15 protein-coding genes are annotated in these 18,548 nt (G+C 42.8%); 8 read left to right on the plus strand and 7 right to left on the minus strand.

What is annotated here, in order from left to right:
• Window positions 1-101: 101 nt before the first annotated feature.
• Window positions 102-2,336: a glycoside hydrolase family 65 protein gene (locus FD725_RS10335; RefSeq protein WP_179048049.1), complete on the minus strand. Its 2,235-nt coding sequence runs from the start codon at window positions 2,334-2,336 to the stop codon at window positions 102-104.
• Between the two features lie 618 nt (window positions 2,337-2,954).
• Window positions 2,955-4,481 carry a lysine--tRNA ligase gene (gene lysS / locus FD725_RS10340; RefSeq protein ID WP_179051499.1) on the minus strand — a complete coding sequence of 509 codons (1,527 nt, stop codon included), beginning with the start codon at window positions 4,479-4,481 and terminating at the stop codon, window positions 2,955-2,957.
• Window positions 4,482-4,617: 136 nt separating this feature from the next.
• Here lysS and FD725_RS10345 point away from each other — a divergent pair, with 136 nt between their 5' ends.
• The gene (locus FD725_RS10345) at window positions 4,618-5,175 is read left to right on the plus strand and encodes a Uma2 family endonuclease (protein WP_179048050.1); all 558 of its coding nucleotides are present in this window, start codon (window positions 4,618-4,620) and stop codon (window positions 5,173-5,175) included.
• A 181-nt stretch (window positions 5,176-5,356) separates the two neighbouring features.
• Here the strand turns inward: FD725_RS10345 and FD725_RS10350 are convergent, their stop codons facing one another.
• Together FD725_RS10350 and FD725_RS10355 are read right to left on the minus strand one after the other, a co-directional pair.
• Window positions 5,357-5,764, minus strand: coding sequence for a hypothetical protein (locus FD725_RS10350; protein ID WP_179048051.1), 408 nt, complete (start codon window positions 5,762-5,764; stop codon window positions 5,357-5,359).
• A 413-nt stretch (window positions 5,765-6,177) separates the two neighbouring features.
• Window positions 6,178-7,140 carry a M48 family metallopeptidase gene (locus FD725_RS10355; RefSeq protein ID WP_179048052.1) on the minus strand — a complete coding sequence of 321 codons (963 nt, stop codon included), beginning with the start codon at window positions 7,138-7,140 and terminating at the stop codon, window positions 6,178-6,180.
• Window positions 7,141-7,300: 160 nt separating this feature from the next.
• On the opposite strand from FD725_RS10355, the gene FD725_RS10360 reads away from it, so the two are divergent.
• The 3 genes from FD725_RS10360 (at window position 7,301) to FD725_RS10370 (ending at window position 10,568) form a co-directional block, all read left to right on the plus strand.
• Window positions 7,301-8,872: a helicase C-terminal domain-containing protein gene (locus FD725_RS10360; RefSeq protein WP_179051500.1), complete on the plus strand. Its 1,572-nt coding sequence runs from the start codon at window positions 7,301-7,303 to the stop codon at window positions 8,870-8,872.
• Between the two features lie 139 nt (window positions 8,873-9,011).
• Window positions 9,012-9,227: a DUF2839 domain-containing protein gene (locus FD725_RS10365; protein ID WP_179048053.1), complete on the plus strand. Its 216-nt coding sequence runs from the start codon at window positions 9,012-9,014 to the stop codon at window positions 9,225-9,227.
• Window positions 9,228-10,223: 996 nt separating this feature from the next.
• Entirely contained in the window at window positions 10,224-10,568 is a 345-nt protein-coding gene (locus FD725_RS10370) for a DUF1815 family protein (RefSeq protein ID WP_179048054.1), read from the plus strand.
• 264 nt (window positions 10,569-10,832) lie between these two features.
• Here the strand turns inward: FD725_RS10370 and FD725_RS10375 are convergent, their stop codons facing one another.
• The 3 genes from FD725_RS10375 to psbP all read right to left on the minus strand — a co-directional run bounded on the left by FD725_RS10375 (window position 10,833) and on the right by psbP (window position 14,540).
• Window positions 10,833-13,169, minus strand: a complete 2,337-nt coding sequence (locus FD725_RS10375) for a CHASE2 domain-containing protein (RefSeq protein ID WP_179048055.1) — start codon at window positions 13,167-13,169, stop codon at window positions 10,833-10,835.
• A gap of 71 nt (window positions 13,170-13,240) precedes the next feature.
• Window positions 13,241-13,834: a nucleoside triphosphate pyrophosphatase gene (locus tag FD725_RS10380; protein ID WP_179048056.1), complete on the minus strand. Its 594-nt coding sequence runs from the start codon at window positions 13,832-13,834 to the stop codon at window positions 13,241-13,243.
• A gap of 157 nt (window positions 13,835-13,991) precedes the next feature.
• Complete coding sequence (psbP, locus tag FD725_RS10385; RefSeq protein ID WP_179048057.1) at window positions 13,992-14,540, minus strand: photosystem II reaction center PsbP; 549 nt, start codon at window positions 14,538-14,540, stop codon at window positions 13,992-13,994.
• A 165-nt stretch (window positions 14,541-14,705) separates the two neighbouring features.
• Between psbP and FD725_RS10390 the strand changes: the two genes are divergently transcribed.
• From FD725_RS10390 to FD725_RS10405, 4 genes are all read left to right on the plus strand, one after another.
• The gene (locus FD725_RS10390) at window positions 14,706-15,119 is read left to right on the plus strand and encodes a hypothetical protein (RefSeq protein WP_179048058.1); all 414 of its coding nucleotides are present in this window, start codon (window positions 14,706-14,708) and stop codon (window positions 15,117-15,119) included.
• A 43-nt stretch (window positions 15,120-15,162) separates the two neighbouring features.
• The gene (locus FD725_RS10395; protein ID WP_179048059.1) at window positions 15,163-17,568 is read left to right on the plus strand and encodes a tetratricopeptide repeat protein; all 2,406 of its coding nucleotides are present in this window, start codon (window positions 15,163-15,165) and stop codon (window positions 17,566-17,568) included.
• A gap of 149 nt (window positions 17,569-17,717) precedes the next feature.
• Window positions 17,718-18,281 carry a peptide deformylase gene (gene def / locus FD725_RS10400; RefSeq protein ID WP_179048060.1) on the plus strand — a complete coding sequence of 188 codons (564 nt, stop codon included), beginning with the start codon at window positions 17,718-17,720 and terminating at the stop codon, window positions 18,279-18,281.
• A 12-nt stretch (window positions 18,282-18,293) separates the two neighbouring features.
• Window positions 18,294-18,497, plus strand: a complete 204-nt coding sequence (locus tag FD725_RS10405) for a hypothetical protein (protein ID WP_179048061.1) — start codon at window positions 18,294-18,296, stop codon at window positions 18,495-18,497.
• Window positions 18,498-18,548 lie beyond the last annotated feature (51 nt).

Genomic DNA, 18,548 nt, shown 5'->3' on the forward strand with positions numbered 1-18,548 from the left:
CACATTTAAAGGAAATTGGTATGAGGGAAGAAGAATTGCAACTGACCATTGACCATTGACCATTGACCATTGACTAATGACCATTGACCATTGACTATTGACTATTGACTAAAAACAGGAACTGCTTGTGTCTCCATTGCCGTTTCTGGTTGTAAGTCAAAATCAAACCACTCATTGCGCCATTGCAGCCGGAACTTTAAGCGCTTCCAAGTGGGTGGAAGATTAGGACAAGCCATCGGGCCGAATTGCGTCATTCTAATACCCCCAAATCCTAAAACTACAGCTTGCCAAATTCCTCCCGCACTGGCGGCATGAATTCCTTCGCCTGCATTTAGCCTGACATCATCCAAATCTACTAAGGCAGCTCGTAAAAAATGAGTGTAGGCTTCACTTGGTTGGTTGAGGTCACAAGCTAAGATAGCGTGAATTGCTGGGCCTAGTGAAGAACCATAGGTGTGATCAGTGCGTTGGTTATAATAGTCCCAGTTCACCTTGAGGGTGTTGTAGTCGTAACTTTGACGCAGCAAGTAAAGCAACATCAACACATCTGGTTGTTTAAGAATTTGTTTTTGGCTGGTGGCTTCAATACCCAACAAGGCTTGCAGAGATTTTGTTCGGGGTTCATAATCAGTTAAATCCACAGCTTCTAGCTGGAAAAAGCCCTCAAATTGCTCAATTAAACCTGTAGCCGCATCTTGATTAACAAAGATTCGCTCTTGAATTTCTGCCCAATGATGTAGGCGTTCTGTAGTTAAGTCGAGTTGATTGACTAATTGTGCGGCTTTTTGAGGATAAACGTGTTTAAACCAGTCCCAAAATGCTAAAGCTGATTGCAAGTGCCACTGTACCATGAGATTGGTAAAGGCATTATTATTGACGCGATCGTGATTTTCATCAGGGCCAATCACATCGAGGATATCGTAACTGTGACGTTGTTGGTTCCACTGCACCCGACTTTCCCAGAAAATAGCGGTATCAAGCATAATTTCTGCTCCATAGTCCCGCATCCATTCATCATCATCGGTGGTTTGCCAATAATGCCAAACTGCATAAGCCACATCAGCTGTGATGTGTACTTCGATATCACCACACCAAATTCTGATTAACTCACCATTAGCGCCAGGAACCCATCGGGGTGTGACTTCATCGCCTGTAGTCGCACTTTCCCAAGCAAACATTGCTCCTTGATATCCCGCTTCTTGGGCTTTGCGTCTTGCTCCTGGTAAGGTGTGGTAACGGTAGGTGAGCAAGTTACGGGCTAAAGTTGGTTGAGTGGCAGTGAGAAAAGGCAGGATAAAAACTTCTGTGTCCCAAAATACGTGTCCGCTATAGGCAAAACCGGAGAGAGTTTTGGGGGGAATGCTGACTGTATCGTCGTGACGGGGTGCGACAGCTAGTAGTTGAAAAAGATTGTAACGGACACTGAGTTGAGCTTGGCGATCGCCTTCAATCACAATATCGCTATTTTCCCAGACTTGCTCCCAAGCTGCAATATGCGCTGCTAGTAGGGTAGTATATCTGGGTTCATCAGCTAGTCGTTCTAAAGCGGCGGCGATGGGCGTTGGGGTTTCCCGTGAAGTAAATAGGGTGATAATTTTTTCTACAATGACTGTTTTGCCTGGGTAGGATGCAAACTTAGTCGTCAACACAGGTGTATCAGCTACATTCTCTACCGCCACAGATGCAGTCTCATCACCTTCCACTACTAACTTGGCACTCATCCCCAACTGAATGTGAGAGTGTAAGGTTTGACTTTGCAACCAAATTATGCTATCTATGCCACCTTGATTAAGAGTACGCCAATGTGGAACCCCTTGCGTATTTGGTTGAGTCTCAAATCCGGCTGTGACTGCAATTTCACCTGTAAAATCGACAGAAGTGATTTGACAACGAATAGCTAACAGGTGTTGGTCTGCTAAACTAGCGAAGCGTTCAAAGCGCAAATCTATTGTATGTCCCTTGGGCGATCGCCAGCGTATATCCCGACTTACTAAACCTAAACGCAAATCCAGCCTGCGTTCATAATGCAGAATTTCCCCAGAATTTAAGCTAAAAGTCTCATCGCCTACTTTCACCACCAACGGTAGCCAGTTAGGACAGTTGACAAGTTCTGTGTGAGCTATTTTGACATCATCATAAACGCCATGAATCATCGTTGCGGCTGAGTCTGCTGGATAGCCTTCCTCAAAACTTCCCCTTGTGCCTAAATAACCATTGCCAAGAGTGAAAACGGTTTCTTTGTGATGTAATTGTGTCGGATTAAACGCTGTTTCAATAACATTCCATTCGCTAGTATCAACCAATGGTTCAGTGTATGCAGTTACTTTATCAAGCATGAGCAAGAAAACCTAAAATTTGGGGACGGCTGTGAGGAAGATGAGCAATATTTGGTAAAATTCCGCAATTATTCCCTGTCACTACTTGCATATAGTTTGATCAGCGAACATTGAAACTATTTCTAGCACAAATTTTCCCTATTTCATCTCTCTGTGGTTAGGTTTTATTAATAGCTTATATAGGAGATGTTAGACAGAAAGATTCGATAATTGATACATTTTTTTATGGAAATTGTAAAATAATATTTTTTTATAAAATCGATTTTTGTAATCGTTTTTCAAGAAATAAATACACCATGTTCTTGGGTAATACCAATTTCCTGTAAATGTGAAACAGTAGAGACGTTGCATTGCAACGTCTCTACATAATTCATGTGTATCATGATTAACGTGAAATGGTATGAGCATCTAGCCCACCTGGAATATTTAAAAAATGTAGGTTAAGAATCAACTGTGTGGCGCTGGTTCCAACCTACATCAAATACACGTGTAATTAAGCTCAGATCAGTAGGTTGGGTTGACGTAAGGAAACCCAACACCAAGATATCGGTTAAGCTTTAAGTATCTATTTTGCGCTGCGCTTAACCCAACCTACATCTACACCAAATACAAGTCTAATTAAGTTGCAGATTCTGGAGATGGTTCTGATTTTTCTGGTTTGAGTAATGGAAAAGCAATTACATCTCGAATACTGGCAGAATCAGTTAACAACATTACCAATCTATCAATCCCAATTCCTAAACCACCTGTGGGTGGCATCCCATATTCCAAAGCTGTGATAAAGTCTTCATCTACACCTTGAGCTTCCAAGTCACCAGCAGCTTTTTTTGCAGCTTGGGCTTCTAAGCGTTCTCTTTGATCGATGGGATCTGTTAATTCTGAGAAACTGTTAGCAGTTTCCCGTCCAACGATGAATAACTCGAAGCGTTCTACTAACCCAGATTGAGAACGATGAGGTTTTGCCAGTGGCGAAATTTCCACTGGATAATCAATCACAAAGGTGGGCTGAATTAGGTTAGTTTCCACCTTTTCTTCAAAAGCTAAATTCAGCAACTTACCTATTGATTGGGCTTCATTTACACCGGGAATACCAGCACTTTGACTTGCTACCTTTGCCTCTGCCAAAGTTGAGAAAGCATGAAAATCTAAGCCTGTATATTCTTTCACTAAATCGTGCATTGTCACCCGTCGCCAAGGTGGGGTTAAATCGATAGTTTCCCCTTGGTAGGTAATTTGTAAAGTACCAAGTACATCTTGAGCAACTGTAGTAATGATCCCCTCCGTCAACGCCATCATATCGTTGTAGTCGGCGTAGGCTTGGTAAACTTCAATTGAGGTAAATTCAGGATTATGTCTAGTAGAAATTCCCTCATTGCGGAAAATTCGTCCCAATTCAAATACCTTTTCAAAACCACCGACAATCAAGCGCTTGAGATGGAGTTCTGTAGCAATTCGCAGATACAACTCCATTTCCAAGGTGTTGTGGTAAGTGACGAAAGGACGAGCATCTGCACCACCGGCTTCACTTTGCAAAACTGGCGTTTCAATTTCTAGGAAATCTCGTTCTTCCAAATAGCGACGAATCCCCGCCGTAATTTGAGCGCGACGGCGGAAAGTTTGCCGAACTTCGGGATTAACAATCAAATCAACGTAACGCTGACGGTAGCGCTTAGAAACATCCGTCAACCCATGCCACTTGTCGGGTAGAGGCAAGAGTGATTTAGTGAGGATAGTGTATTGTGTAACGTAAACTGATAGCTCGCCCTTTTCAGTCCGTTTAATAGTACCTTTAACTCCCAGAATGTCTCCGACATCTGTGAGTTGTTTGAGATGATTAAAGGCATCGGCATCAACCTCCGCCATATTTTCGTGTATACGATTTTTTTCTAGATAAAGTTGAATTGTGCCTGTTTCATCTTCCAAAGTGAAGAAAGCTAACTTACCAAAAACACGACGCGCCATAATACGTCCGGCGATCGCAACTTCTAAATCAACTTCTTCACCATTAGCTAAATCAGCAAATCTTGCTTGCAATTGGGCAGCGTGGTGGGTAGACTCCCAACGGTAAGCATAGGGGTTAGTTCCTAGCTGCTTGAGTTGTGCTACTTTCTCCAGCCTCGCGGCACGGATATCTTCTTCCGACATGGTAACGAACTTAGGGGGCAAGATTAATTATAAATAGGGATTAGGGATTGGGGACTGGGGATTGGGGATTGGGACAGAATTTTTATGATTTATTGATGTTTGGATGGGTAAAAGCGATCGCCCAAGGAAATAACTCATGATACAAACTAGAATACGCTTATGGAATGTAGAAGAATACCACCGGATGCTAGAGACGGGGATTATTACCGCCGATGAACGGGTGGAACTAATAGAAGGGCAAGTGATGCCGATGAGTGCGAAAAATCCCCCCCACGCAGCTACAACCCTATGTGCATCAGACTATCTCAAGCGACTATTGGCGGAAGTTGCCCTAGTTCGTGTCCAAGATCCCATTCAATTAAACCAATACTCAGAACCTGAGCCGGATATTGCCGTCGTTCATCTTGATCCCCGTAAATATCTGGATCATCACCCCACACCTAATGAAGTATTTTTATTAATTGAGGTAGCAGATAGTTCCTTAGAAACAGACAGACAACAAAAAGCGCCTCTATATGCTAAGTCCGGAATTGCTGAATACTGGATTTTAGACGTAAATCAGCATCAGGTATATGTTTTCCGTGAACCTGGGATGGGAGGGTACAATCAAGAATTTATTTTAGATGAGGATGCAACGTTATCCTTGCTCGCATTTCCTGATGTGGAAGTACAAATTAGTCAACTATTTCCCTAATTTAACCAAAGCGATCGCTCTCATCGTATCTTTAGAGCGATCCCTGCATTTCTCACAAAACGGTAGGGGCGGGTTCACGAGATATTCGTGAATGATGGAAGCATACTTGTAAACCCGCCCCTACAACCTCTGGACTTCGGTTTTATAAATTTCGTGAGAAATTCAGCGATCGCTTTTTCCCCTAATTACTGACGCTGGATAGAGAATACCGAGACAACAGCGCTTTCATTTTCAGGCTTGTCAACTGTTCTATGGCTTTAATCAGGTGTTGCTGTTCTGGTTGCAAGTCTAGTTTAATCAGGGCTTGATTGAAGCTATTACCAGAATGCAGTTGATTTTTGAGTTCAGCAATTTGTGATGGTTCTAATACTGCTTGGATTTCCTTATTTCGGCGTTGCAGTACAGCTTGGAGTCGTTGACGCTGCAAGGGAGTCAAATCCAAGTCAGAAATAGCAGGATAGTGAGTAACTAAATTGGCAGCAGGGGCAGGAAATGTAAACGGTGCTGCCAAAGCAGTTTCCGGCATGAGTAAGATCAGAGCAAGAATGGCAGCTATGACAGATAGCCACTTGGGAAAGTTAATTGCCATATTTAGCATTTCTCAGAAGGAATTTAGTGTTAATTGCCTGTGATTCAGGATTTAAGGATTCACATTTGAGATTCTCCCACTCTCCAAGGGATGTTTTATAGGAGGGGACAGGTGACAGGGGACAGGTAACAGGGGATTGGGGATTGGGGATTGGGTTAAAAATGCTGTGGTTGCTAAGTTTGAGTATTTGTTAATGCCCTCATCAGGTTAGCTGTCAATATATCGAAAACGATCGCTCTCATGCTGAGGCTACACCTGACAAGAAAAAAACGGAGTCTCTTAGACAACCGTTTTGGGGAAAGACGGGAGGCGGAGATGGGGAGATGGGGGGAAAGAACCTATACAAGTATTTTCTCCTTGTCCCCTTGTCCCCTTGTCCCCTTGTCCCCTTGTCCCCTTGTCCCCTTGTCCCTTTACTCACCTCGTCTCATTCTGTCAATCTCTCGTTGTAATTCTTCAATTTGGCGGCGTAATCTTTCGGCTTCGGCTTCGGAAGTGGCGCTGGGGACATCGACAGAACCGGAGGCGGGCGATCGCTGGTAATTACCTTGGCGAATTTGTTGATATTCTGATGAGACTGCCCACTCTCGTAAATAATGTACCCTTTCCACCGGGAAAGGATGAGTCAACATCATCCCATCAGCGCCGCTATACATTAAGAATTTATACACTTGATTGAGTCCGTCGTCGTCAAGTGCTTGATAGTTTTCTGACTGCTTGATAAATTCTTGTAAACTGCATTCGTGAGCGTACTTACTACTACCACCAGATACTTTCATCATTGAATACAGGACGGTATTTAAGTCATCCGTAACCAATAGGGCGGCTCGATCTGCTGATAACTCCGCTTTCCGTCGCCATTCAAAAAAAGCGTAAATCAAAGCTTGTGTGACAAAATTACCAATGCCAAAAGTCAATTCTCCCAAGGCAGAAGCAGCACTCATTGCCCACATCGCCATTTGAATTAGAATAGTATGACCACATTTAATATGCCCTAGTTCATGGGCTAGCACCGCCCGAACCTCGACTTCATTTAGTAAGTCTAGTACCCCTGTGTTAATGACTATGTAAGGATTTTCTTGACCTAAAGCATAGCTATTGACTTGGGGATTTTGTGAAACAAACAGTGTCGGTTCTGGATAAATGTCCAAATCCCGCACACATTCCCGGAACATCTGGTAAATAGTGGAATATTGACGCGGCCCGACTTGGATGGTGTTGCCCATTAGATAGACTAGCTGAGGGCGTTCGTAGACAAATTCCACAAATTTACGAGCAATTAAATCAAAACCCGGTAAATTTCGCAAAGCTTGCTCGGCTTGGCGATCCAGTGGATGTCTGAAGGCTTCGCTGGAAATTCCTGTGTAAGTTGGCATAATTTAGGGTGATTGATAATTAGTCAACAGTCAAAAGTCAACAGTCAATAGTCCAAAGTAAAAATAATTAACTTTTGATGATTGACCATTGACCATTGACAACATAATTAAGCATGGGGCTATTGGCAATGAAAGTCACTTTGTATGGGATTTAAAGCGTGTGATTGAAGCAGAAGTTCATTTGTCATTACATAACTTTTTGCGATCGCAGGCGGGTTTCCCTTCCTGGCCCCATCACTTAACGATGGCACGGTTGGTAGCACGCGCCTTGCGTCTAGGACGTAGCGCCCTCATTCAAGTAGGGGCTGTTTGTGGTTATCAAGGTTTATATCGCACTAGTTTTGTCGCCTCCGCTTTGATGTGGCATGGGGCTGTGATTATTGTTGCCAGCGAAACAGTCCAGCAACGGTTACTGCGAGTGGAGATTCCCCGTCTACAGCAGTGGTTACAGGTTAATAAGCCAATCAGAACAGGTGACGTTTGGCCTGGTGCTGAGTTCCAAGGAATACTTCTCATTTCCCCAGAAGCTTGGCTCAAAGGACAATTTACCTCTGCTAATTATTTTCCCCCAGGTATCCCGACAATTATTGATGGGGTAGATGATTTAGAAGATTTAATCCGTCGTCAGCTAACGCAAAATATTCAACCTCAAGACTGGGATCAACTAATACTGGCTTGTCCTTACGCAGCTGAGACAATTAACGCTGCACGGGATCAACTCACTGAGGAACTGTTTAAGCACCCTGCTAATCCCTACGAGTGTTATCTCATCTCTCAAACAGAAACGGATATCTTAAACCAACTGCACTCCGATTTAGCCACAACTCCAGGTATCCCATCTGTTTGGCAAAATTTTTGGCAACAAATTCCACAGGCAGAAAACACCTCTCCCCTCTCTCTCCCCATCTCTCCATCTCCCTCTCTCCTCTGGGCAACTATTGCCCGTCGTCAGGGTTTATTTTCTCTACACTACGCACCTATTGAATTAGCACAAATGCTTGCCCCGATTTGGCAACGACAGCCAGTAGTGTTAGTGGGCAGTGCTTTAGAACCAGAAACAGAAGCGCCTTTGTTTCGTCAGCGCTTGGGTTTAGATGATGTCACCTGCTTGAAATTTGCCTCAGATAGTCAATCAGAAGCCATTCAACTCTACATCCCCTATAAATTACCTCTCCCCAACACACCAGAATTTCAAGCCGCCTTTATTCATAAAGTCCGTACCCTAGTCTGTCTCAGCGCCACAGCCCCAGGATTGACAGTTTTACTAGTCGGGGATGTACCACTCAAAGCCCAGGTAGGGACAATCTTAGCCTCGGAATTTGGCTCACGGGTACAGGTAGAAAAAACTTGTTTGGATGAAAACGGGATCTTAGTTAGTGGCTGGGAATTTTGGCGAGAACATCAAGCAGTTTTACCAGCACCCCAATTGTTAATTATTGCTACCTTGCCCCTACCATCCTTAGAAAACCCCCTGGTTGCTGGTAGAGTTACACATTATAAGCGATCGCATCAAGACTGGTTCCGTCTATTTCTCCTACCCACTGCCCTAAATGAATTACAACGAGCGATCGCACCCGTACGCGAAAATCAAGGTATCGTCGCCTTACTCGATAGCCGTGTAGTTAACCGCAGCTACGGCTCACAAATCCTCAACGCCCTCAGCCCCCTAGCACGCCTCAACTATCTCGATCCCAGCCTGTTTACTCCCAATGGTGAGGAAAATTCAGCCTAGTGAGAGAGTGATGAGTGCTGAGTGAGGGAGTGAGTGATGAGTATGAAACTAATGACCAATAACTAATGACCAATGACTATTGACTATTGACTATTGACCATTGACCATTGACCATTGACTAAATTGTGAATGATTAATTATGGGTGAAGCAAAACGTCGTAAAACAACAGATGGAGAAAAATATGGTCAAGATCCCCGGATATTACCTTGGATTCCCATTACTAAGTCTCAATCGGAACTATTCGTTACTTGGACTACTCGCGGTGCTTGGGTAGGTATTGGTTTGATGGTTACAGTGTGGGTAACAATCCGTTTTATCGGGCCTGCTTTTGGTTGGTGGGAAATAGTGGGGTGAAAGGCAAAAGAATAGGCAATAGGCAATAGGGAAAAGCATTGCATCAACAAAGGGAAGCATTCTGATGGGCGCGGTTCCTCATGCTATTTGCCATTGCATCCTGCCTTAAGCGTAGCTATGGAGTCTTTTTCTTCCCCAATCCTCAATCTCTCATCCCTAATCCCCATTACGCACTACAGATATCTATAACTATTGCTAGAGTGACTAAAGTTTAGTCTTAAATATTATGGGCTAACAGAGTCTCGAACAAATCAGCTTTTCTCGACTCTCAAGGATAAATCTGAATTTTAGTCATGCTGACAATGAACAACAGGCTGTCCTCCGGCTGTGTTTGTGATTTACATCACTTCTTTTAATCTTGAAAGGTTGGAAAATATTGCCGAAATGGCAACATCGTGTTTTTTAGTTTGGTTATGCTCGATTCTATACCTGTGGGTATTCGCTTTGTTATGGTGTGCCATACCATAGTATTTGAATCCCTACCTACAACTGGCGCACTTATTCCCTAAAATATATACATCGAGGAGGATGTGACTTGGGGAAAATCAACTGTGGCAATAGCTATCCAAAAGAGTACCTGTAGTTCTACTATCCAGTAAAGTTCACTACGAACATTGAAAATGCTTTCAAACTGTGACAATTACTAAAAGCATCTGCATCCAGTTAAGAAAGTATAATCCGTGGTTTTCCTATGGTTGACTAATGCCAAATCTGAGTTAATCTTAAAGCGATCGCTGCCAGTGATCCCCAAAATCAGACAGAATTTTGTAAATAAAATATTCGTTTTGTTAACTCTGCCTGATCACCTGATTATGCAAACTGAATAGTTTGATACGGCAACTGGTAAGGTTTTCTCTTACCCTAGGCAAGGTAGTCGATCTCTGACTACAACAAATGTTCGGTAATTGTAGTGGATAGTTTACAATACCAATGGGTGAGAGAATCTAAAGAAAATATAAAAGAGACTCAAATGACTGTGGTGTCTGGAGGACAAAAGTGTTTCTAAGACTAGCGCATCAACATCGACAATTCGTTCAAGACTTGGTCATGAACCTACAAGCCTTGGCAATTGTACTAGAAAGGCGGGGCTACCCTGCATCTTGTTATACCTGCGGTGACCAAATGAACAGTGCTTCATTTATGGTTAGCCTGGGCAATAATCACCTAATTCGGTTTCTAGTATCCGACTATGGGATCACCTGGACAGAAATGCGAGATGATCGGGAATTAATGAAGTTAGAAGGCGCAGAGGCGATTAATCAACTGCAAGAGCTAGCAAATCTTGTCAAACAACCCACGCCAGTCTGTTCAGGAAACAAGGCATTGGCAAAACGGAGTTAAAATTCTTACATCTTGTCGATGTTAGTTAAACTTAGTTCTAAATAGTCGATCTTAAATTAAGTATCGATTAGCTTTTATCTAAAAATTTGTCACTGTAGCCGATTTGGCGATCGCTTTTAGCTACTGAATACTACCTGGCAGTAATTCATTAGCTATTTTCTGTTCTGTGTTAAAAATTTTAAATCGTTCTCTGAATTCAACAAAGACAGCTTCTACCGTTCACAGCTAGAGTTTGTAGTCAGCCTCAAAGCTCCATTTCGTAGATTACTTTTGGTAGCTATCTAAGACTCTCTGGCAGAGGAGGGTCGTGACTATAAATCCCAACATGGATGGTACTAGAGGTATCCAGCCACCCTGAGTTAGCACTATCAAGCACATTCCAGATAACATTATCACTGCTACACTATTAATAGTACCGAGATAAGCTATACTGCGAATATACCAAGCAAATAGACCACCTGTCAAAGACCAACTGCCAATCCACAATATTTCCAGCCATTGATCCCAAACCCACAGAAGGGGGCGATTGTCTAAAGCAGCACCGAGTAATTGACTTACCATTTGTGCTTGAATAACTATGCCTGGCGCGATCGCCATTGGACTTTTACCATAGGGTGTAGACCAATAATCGCTACTACTGTTACTGGTGACACCGATCAAAATAATTCTATCTTTGATGGCATTGGGGTTGATTTGTCCATTAAGAATTTGGCTGAGGGTGACTTGAGGAGCGATCGCTTGCACGGTTGGCGAAAAGCGATAATTTAGTAAAATCTGACTACCTTGAGCATCTATGGACTGATAACCACCAGTCCGGTTTTGCAATCGAGGAAAGATTTGATTACCCAATTGTAAATCCCAATCTGGGGTAAATTTGGCTGTAATTCCTCGGTTTTGCAGATATAAAAATGCCAGCTTAATGCTAAAAGCATCAGCTGTTGTACAAGTTGAGGAAATGGGGTTGGGAGTCATCGCTAACAGATGACGACGCAGGATACTATCGTCATCCTCGATAAAATCACTAAAACCAATCCTGTTAGCGGATATTTCCGGCGGTGGAGAAATACCTGTGGGATCATATTCTGGATCAGCACGTTTGCAGATAGCAATCAGGCGATCGCTTTTTTGCATCTGCTGGGCTAGTTCTGGTTGGCTAGCACTTACGGAAAAATCTCTGTATATATCTAAACCAATAGCGGCTGGTTGATATGGCGCTAATTTTGTCAGGAGTAAGTTGAGATGCTTGTCTGAAAGGGAACCCCGACGTGGTTCTTGTCCTTGGGCTTGGATGTCTTGATCAGTAATAGTGACAATCAAAAGTCGTGAGTCTGGTTGTTCTTGAGGTCGCAATCTCAGCAACTGATCAAATGCTGCTAATTCTAATGATTGCAATCCTCCCCATGACCGAATTAATACTATAATGAATGTGACAAACAAGCTACTCAATAGCACCATCGGCAACCGTTTTACATCGGCACGAGGTAACTTTAAACCCAACTTTTGACCGACTAAATCCTGCCAACTTGGCGATATTTCGGCAGGATTTTGGCAAATTACAGGTAGCCAAGTCGCGCAGGGAAAATCTTGTTCTAGAGACTGTAATCTTTGTCTTGCCTCCCTCACGGCTGCATAGAGAGTTTTCCCCCGCGAAAAAAGTGCTAAAAAGTGCTGCAAAAATTCCTGGGCTACCCTATCTGGTACAGGTTCACGCATGACAATTACCAGAGGTAAATGCAAGTCAGCTAAATCTTGTGCTAATCCCAAACCATCACAAGAGTTAAAAATTGCTAACTGTAAACCTTGAGCGATCGCCTTTTGTAAGCCATACTTTAATTGATCAATAGTCAAAGTTTCCTTAGCATTGAGCAACATCTGCCCTTTACCTTGACTAGAACTATGCCCCGCAAAAAATAAGATATCCCAACCAGACTCCCACAATTGTTGTGTCAGTTGAGAACGATTGGGTTCCACTAAAAACTTAATTTCTGCATTGGGTAACTGCTGGAGTAACTTTTGGTCTTTTGCCACATCAATTCCTTGACCATCACCTAAAATAGCTAATATCCTCACCTTGCCTGGAGCTTTTCTAGGATTAATTTTCATCGCACAAGCATATTCTGGCGGACTCAGAGCCAATTCTGCTTGCGGATAATCGCTCAAAAAATGCCACAAACCCCAAGGGAGTCGTAAAACCTGCGATGATTGAGCAGTAATGATGCAGCGAATTTCCTCTGTAGGTAAGAGGTGAGTCCGGAGTTTGCGGTCTATATTGAGAAACTCCGCACTATTGAGCCATATATTGAGATTATCTTGTAATTCCTGGCAAAGACGCTCAAATTCTCCTTGAGAAACATGAGTAATATCATCTTCCTCAATTTCAAAGTCAGCCATACGTGAACTACGCCAACCCAAACTGGCATACAAACTTGTATACATTTGTTGCCAACGTTGATAAAGATGCTCTAATTGTGGTGCAGGTGGTAATCCCCCGATAAATTGCATCGGTGTCGGCGCATCTGTTAGCCAAAGTTGGGCCATCACCGCAGAAAACCCTTGCCGTAAATCTCCCTGACCCAAATTCAGCACTATCAATTTACTCATGGCTCAGTAAAACTCCGCGTACCTCAGCGCTTACCTCCTCTTCCCTCTGCGTTTAAAAAACATACACTTGATTATCCCCAGAAATCCGTCACCTCGTAACTCAATTCCTCTAACATTTGCCTAAGCAAAGGTAGACTAAGACCAATAACATTACTGTGACAACCTGAAATTTTCTCAACAAACAAACTACCAAAACCTTCCAAAGCAAAAGCCCCAGCACACTTAAGTGGTTCCCCTGTAGCGACATAGGCTTGAATAGTGCGATCGCTAATTTGGGCAAAGTAGACTCTTGTCACTTGACACTTGACTATAGTGCGTTTTTGTGAATTGTCAATTAAAACATGACCTGTGTAGAGATCGCCAAATGTACCACGCATGATTTGCCAACGAGCGATCGCCTCTTCGGCATCTGCTGGTTTACCATGAATTTTACCAGCGATCGCCAACACCGAATCACAACCCATAATTAACCCCGATGGAAACTGAGGAGCGACAGTTTCCGCCTTAGATTGAGCTAAAATTTGCACCAACTGAGCAGGTTCATCAGCTTGAATCTGCGACTCATCAAAATCACTAGGACAAACTATCGATTCAATTCCCACAGTTTGCAGCAAGCGACGACGTGCTGGAGAAGCAGAAGCCAAGACAAATTGCGGAATTTTCATAAGTTTAAATTAAAAGTAAGTGTTGGGCATAGGGGAGTTAGTTAAGACTTACACAGTGACATGAGCAAGAGTTTAGGAATGCCAAGATTTTACACCCCCGCATCCCCACACCCAGTTCTTAATACGTAAATCCTAATGCCCCATGACCAATAACTAACTAATACACTGAAAAAGAATTGACCACATCTTCCATAGTTCCCTTAACTCTGCGCCAGCGTTTCTCAGGAATAGAAGCGTTAAAAGTAAACAACTTACCGCGACTGACAGCAACACTGGCGATATTATGCCGTTGTTGCTGATCGGGAAGTTTTACTAAATATTCCAGAATGTAATATGTCTTGCCTTCTTGGGATTCCTTCTGTAAGGCATTGACGAGTTCAGCTGAACGACCAGAATCAGGCGGTGCTAAAGCTGCTTTACCTAATTTATATCCTACTTCTGTGGGTGTTCCCAGTTCTTGTAAAGTTTTATCATCGGGAACCGGACTAATAACTACAGAGACATTTTCCGATATCTCAATTAAATCGTGAAATACCACATCAGGGCCATTGGCAACTTTCACTTGCAACCAGCCATTAGGGTATAAAAACTCATAGCCATCAGTAGTGTCCACAAAGCTTTTGAATCCCGCAGCAGATGCTACACCCGGATTACTCAGACTGAAGCTCAATACCAATAGCAAAATAATTGCAATTCTTTTCCACATTTTTTACAGATTCCTTTGGGCTGGAAGCAATACACAGTAAGCATGATTTTTCACTCTTATTGTCCCATCAACTGGTTCGCATGACTTATACCAATTTTGGATTTTGGATAAAACTAGGTTAATATGCTGTCGTATAAAGAATTACTGAAAAAATAGCAGAAATTTATGGATATAGTCTTATTAGTTAAATTTCTCGCACCTTGCCTGCCTTTTCTAGTGAACGTAGGTAATAAAGCAGTGGAAGGAGCATCTCAGAAAATAGGTGAGGATGTTTGGGACAAAGCAAAAGCTATCTGGACTAAGCTGCATTCTTCTGTTGAAGGCAAGGAAGCAGCTAAAGAAGCAGCCGTGGATGTGGCAAAAAATCCCGATGATGAAGATTTGCAAGCTAGCTTACGGGTGCAACTCAAGAAAATTTTAGAAACTGATACAGCACTAGCAACGGAAATCACTCAGATTTGGCAAACAGCATCCCCAATCCAACCTGATGGTGAGAATGTGCAGCTAAATGCCAATGCTTATGACCAAAGTGTAGTCAAGCAAGTAGGGAAAATTGTCGCAGACCAAGTTAGTTTTTAGCTGAAAATGCAAACATTAGTAATAATTTTAACTGCTGTAATTTATGGCAGAAGAACCCAATTCTGATCAGGCGAACAAAATCAGCATACAAGCAACTGCTCACGAACAGAGTAAAGTAACTCAAATAGGTGAGATCAGAGCCAATACAGTTGTGATTGGTGCTGACCAGCTAGAACTGTTGGCAAAGCTAGAACGTAGTACCAAAATGACATCGCCTGGGGTTCTCAAAGTTGGCAACCCCAGCAAGAACCTAGCTTACTGGCAAGGACGAGAAGCAGAAATTGCTCAACTCAAACAATGGTTGGGTGATGAGAATATTACTCTCATTGGCATAGAAGGCATTGGTGGCACGGGCAAATCCATGCTAGCGGCTAAAATTTATGAAGAGATTGATGGTTTTCCTAAGCGATTTTGGGCTGATGTCGGATCTGGAGCAATTTTTAGCGATTTTGCTAGCCAAATCTTAAGAGAATTTGCATATCCAGTACCAAAACAGGAAACGCAATTGGTAGAGGCGCTGGTTAAGTGCTTACGAGCAGAACAATATTTATTAGTCATTGATCATCTAGAAAGTTTATTACAACCAGATAGACGCTGGGGAAATCCCTTCTATCGTGATTTTTTCCAGGCTTGGGTAGAATATGGTAGCAACAGCACAGTATTAGTCACGACTAGAGAAAGACCTGAGCTGCTGGGGGGATTTGAGTGGTTATCCCTGAAGGGTTTGACGGTGGAAGCAGGCGCAAAACTGTTAGCAGAATTTTCTATTCAGGGGGACTTGCTAGGGTTTGCTCAATTAGTCAATGGTCATCCCCTGCTGCTGAAACTGGTAGCTGATTTATTAAAAGAAGAATATCCGCAAAATCCTCACTTAAAGCAGTTGACAGAGTTGGGTTTGAGTAATTTGCAACAGTTACTCACAGATCCCAAAGTAGTTGGTCAACACCGCAGAAGAAATATGGGAATGATGTTAGTATTAGATGCTAGTTTTGAGCGTTTAAGTAACTGGCAAAGGCTTTTATTACTTAATATCAGTGTTTACCGTACTGCTTTTGATAGTATGGCAGCAATGGTGATGTTGCCTGGATATTCAGAGGCTGAGGTGGAGGGAGAACTGCGAAATCTGGTGAAGCGATCGCTTTTACAAGAAAAGTTCGCTGGTAAGCGATACTTTGAATTCCATCCAGTAATTTTAGAATATGTGCGGAACAAAGCAGGCGAACAACCACAGGCACATGAGCAAGCTATAGCTTACTATACCTCAAAAGCTAAACAGCCACCTTGGCGAGTGATGGATGATGTCAAGGAATACTGGGAAATTTTCTATCATTATTGTCAGTTAAAAAACTACGATCGCGCCTTTGATATTATTTGGCAATGCCACAGTTTTTTACTTTCCCAAGGTTCTTATACTGTGCAAGTTGAGGTATACAAGCAGTTGCTCATCACTTGGGAAAAAGCTAACCAAGGCAAGAACTGGAAATACCTATCTCTGCTCACAGCTTTAGGCACAGCTTATTACTGGCTGGGACAGTACCAACGAGCCATACAATTTCATCAAAAATCTTTGGAGATAGCCAGAAAAATTGGCGATCGCCACGCAGAAGCTGTTGCCCTGGGAAATTTAGGTATAACTTATAACTTATTGGGACAGCACCAACAAGTGATAGAGTTCAACCTCCAGTCTTTAGACATAGCTAGGGAAATGAGCGATCGCCAAAGAGAGGCGATTTCTTTAGGGGGTTTGGGTACGGCTTATTACTGGCTGGGAGAGTATCAAAAAGCTATAGAATTCCGAGAGCAGAGGTTAAAGATCGCTAGAGAAATTGGCGATCGCCAGGAAGAAGCGATTTCTTTAGGTGGGTTAGGTGCAGCTTATAACTCCTTGGGAGAGTATCAATTAGCAATTGAGTTTCATAAACAACAGTTGCAAATCGCCCAAGAGATTGGCGACAGGCAGGGCGAGGCCATTTCTTTGAATGGTTTAGGTGTAGCTTATAACTCCTTGGGAAAGTATCAAATAGCACTTGAGTTGCATGGACAACAATTAAACATAGCTAAGAAAATTGGCGATCGCCGGGGAGAAGCCATTTCCCTGGGGGGTTTAGGCGCAGCTTATCACTCCCTGGGGCAGTATCAATTAGCAATAGAGTTCCACCAGCAACAGTTGCAGATTGCTCAGGAGATTGGCGATCGTCATGAGTCAGCAAAAGCTTGGTTTGATTGGGGTTTAACCCTAGAAAAAATGAATGATCAATCGGCAGCAATGGGTGCTTATGGCAATGCCCGCGAATTGTATCAAGCAATCCCAGTCATAGCGAAAGTGGCAGACTGCAACAAGGCACTTGAGCGTCTGGCTCAACAGACAAATCCTGTAGGATTTGTGCAAAGATTTTCCCGATGGTTGAGAGATTGGTGGCAAGCGATCAAGACTTGGTTGAGGCGCTAAAAATATCTTCGACTTTTAAGTATAAAATAAAGACATAAAAATCAGTAATTATACCAAAAATCAACAAATCCCCTACACCCCCATAGCCCACATGAAGATTGATAGAATTGAATTAATCGGAAATTTGCACAATCTAGCCATCTAAAGTCATGCCTTCTGAAATTGCTGTTGAGAAAAAAAAGTTAAAAAATCCCCCTTTAAAACTCCACTATTTAGGCGATCGCGTCCTGCGTCAACCAGCTAAACGGATCACAAAAGTAGATGATGAAATCCGGCAGCTGATCCGCGATATGCTACAAACTATGTACAGCAATGATGGCATCGGTTTAGCAGCACCCCAGGTAGGAATTCATAAACAACTCATTGTCATCGATTGTGAACCAGATAACCCCAGCAATCCCCCACTAATATTAATTAACCCAACAATCAAACAAGTCAGTCGGGAAATTGGCGTGGCCCAAGAAGGGTGTTTAAGCATTCCAGGCGTGTATATGGATGTGAAGCGACCAGACGTAGTGGAAGTTATCTATAAAGATGAAAATGGCCGTCCTCAGACCTTAAAAGCTACAGACTTACTAGGACGCTGCATTCAGCACGAGATGGATCACCTGAATGGTGTAGTATTTGTAGACCGTGTGGATAACTCCTTGACTTTGGCACAGGAGTTATCTAAAAATGGCTTCTCGTATCAAGCTGTGAAACCAGTAGCATAGGGTGAACTAGTAGTGTATTTAACTCCAAAAAGCGGTTTGTTTCTAGGCGGCTCTTGCATAACAGCGATCGCAGCTGTTGGCTCAATCTTTGAACTCAGTTCTGGACAACCAGATTTAGGCGTTCAAGTCACGGCAATTATTTTAGCTTTGAGTATTCCTCTGACGGGATTATTTTTTATTGTCGCAGTGAGGGACGCAAGGGCTAACATTAAATAAGCATCAGGTACATAAAAAGGTGAAAGGATGAACTCACAAGGCAAAATTCAT

Source organism: Nostoc sp. TCL26-01 (genome assembly GCF_013393945.1).
Taxonomy (GTDB): domain Bacteria; phylum Cyanobacteriota; class Cyanobacteriia; order Cyanobacteriales; family Nostocaceae; genus Trichormus.

Coding starts and splice junctions, on each gene's coding strand:
- FD725_RS10395 (WP_179048059.1), top strand. CDS start 15,163: ATGGCAGAAGAACCCAATTCTGATCAGGCGAACAAAATCAGCATACAA.
- FD725_RS10345 (WP_179048050.1), top strand. CDS start 4,618: ATGATACAAACTAGAATACGCTTATGGAATGTAGAAGAATACCACCGG.
- def (WP_179048060.1), top strand. CDS start 17,718: ATGCCTTCTGAAATTGCTGTTGAGAAAAAAAAGTTAAAAAATCCCCCT.
- lysS (WP_179051499.1), bottom strand. CDS start 4,481: ATGTCGGAAGAAGATATCCGTGCCGCGAGGCTGGAGAAAGTAGCACAA.
- FD725_RS10335 (WP_179048049.1), bottom strand. CDS start 2,336: ATGCTTGATAAAGTAACTGCATACACTGAACCATTGGTTGATACTAGC.
- FD725_RS10350 (WP_179048051.1), bottom strand. CDS start 5,764: ATGGCAATTAACTTTCCCAAGTGGCTATCTGTCATAGCTGCCATTCTT.
- FD725_RS10365 (WP_179048053.1), top strand. CDS start 9,012: ATGGGTGAAGCAAAACGTCGTAAAACAACAGATGGAGAAAAATATGGT.
- FD725_RS10375 (WP_179048055.1), bottom strand. CDS start 13,169: ATGAGTAAATTGATAGTGCTGAATTTGGGTCAGGGAGATTTACGGCAA.
- FD725_RS10390 (WP_179048058.1), top strand. CDS start 14,706: ATGGATATAGTCTTATTAGTTAAATTTCTCGCACCTTGCCTGCCTTTT.
- psbP (WP_179048057.1), bottom strand. CDS start 14,540: ATGTGGAAAAGAATTGCAATTATTTTGCTATTGGTATTGAGCTTCAGT.
- FD725_RS10355 (WP_179048052.1), bottom strand. CDS start 7,140: ATGCCAACTTACACAGGAATTTCCAGCGAAGCCTTCAGACATCCACTG.
- FD725_RS10380 (WP_179048056.1), bottom strand. CDS start 13,834: ATGAAAATTCCGCAATTTGTCTTGGCTTCTGCTTCTCCAGCACGTCGT.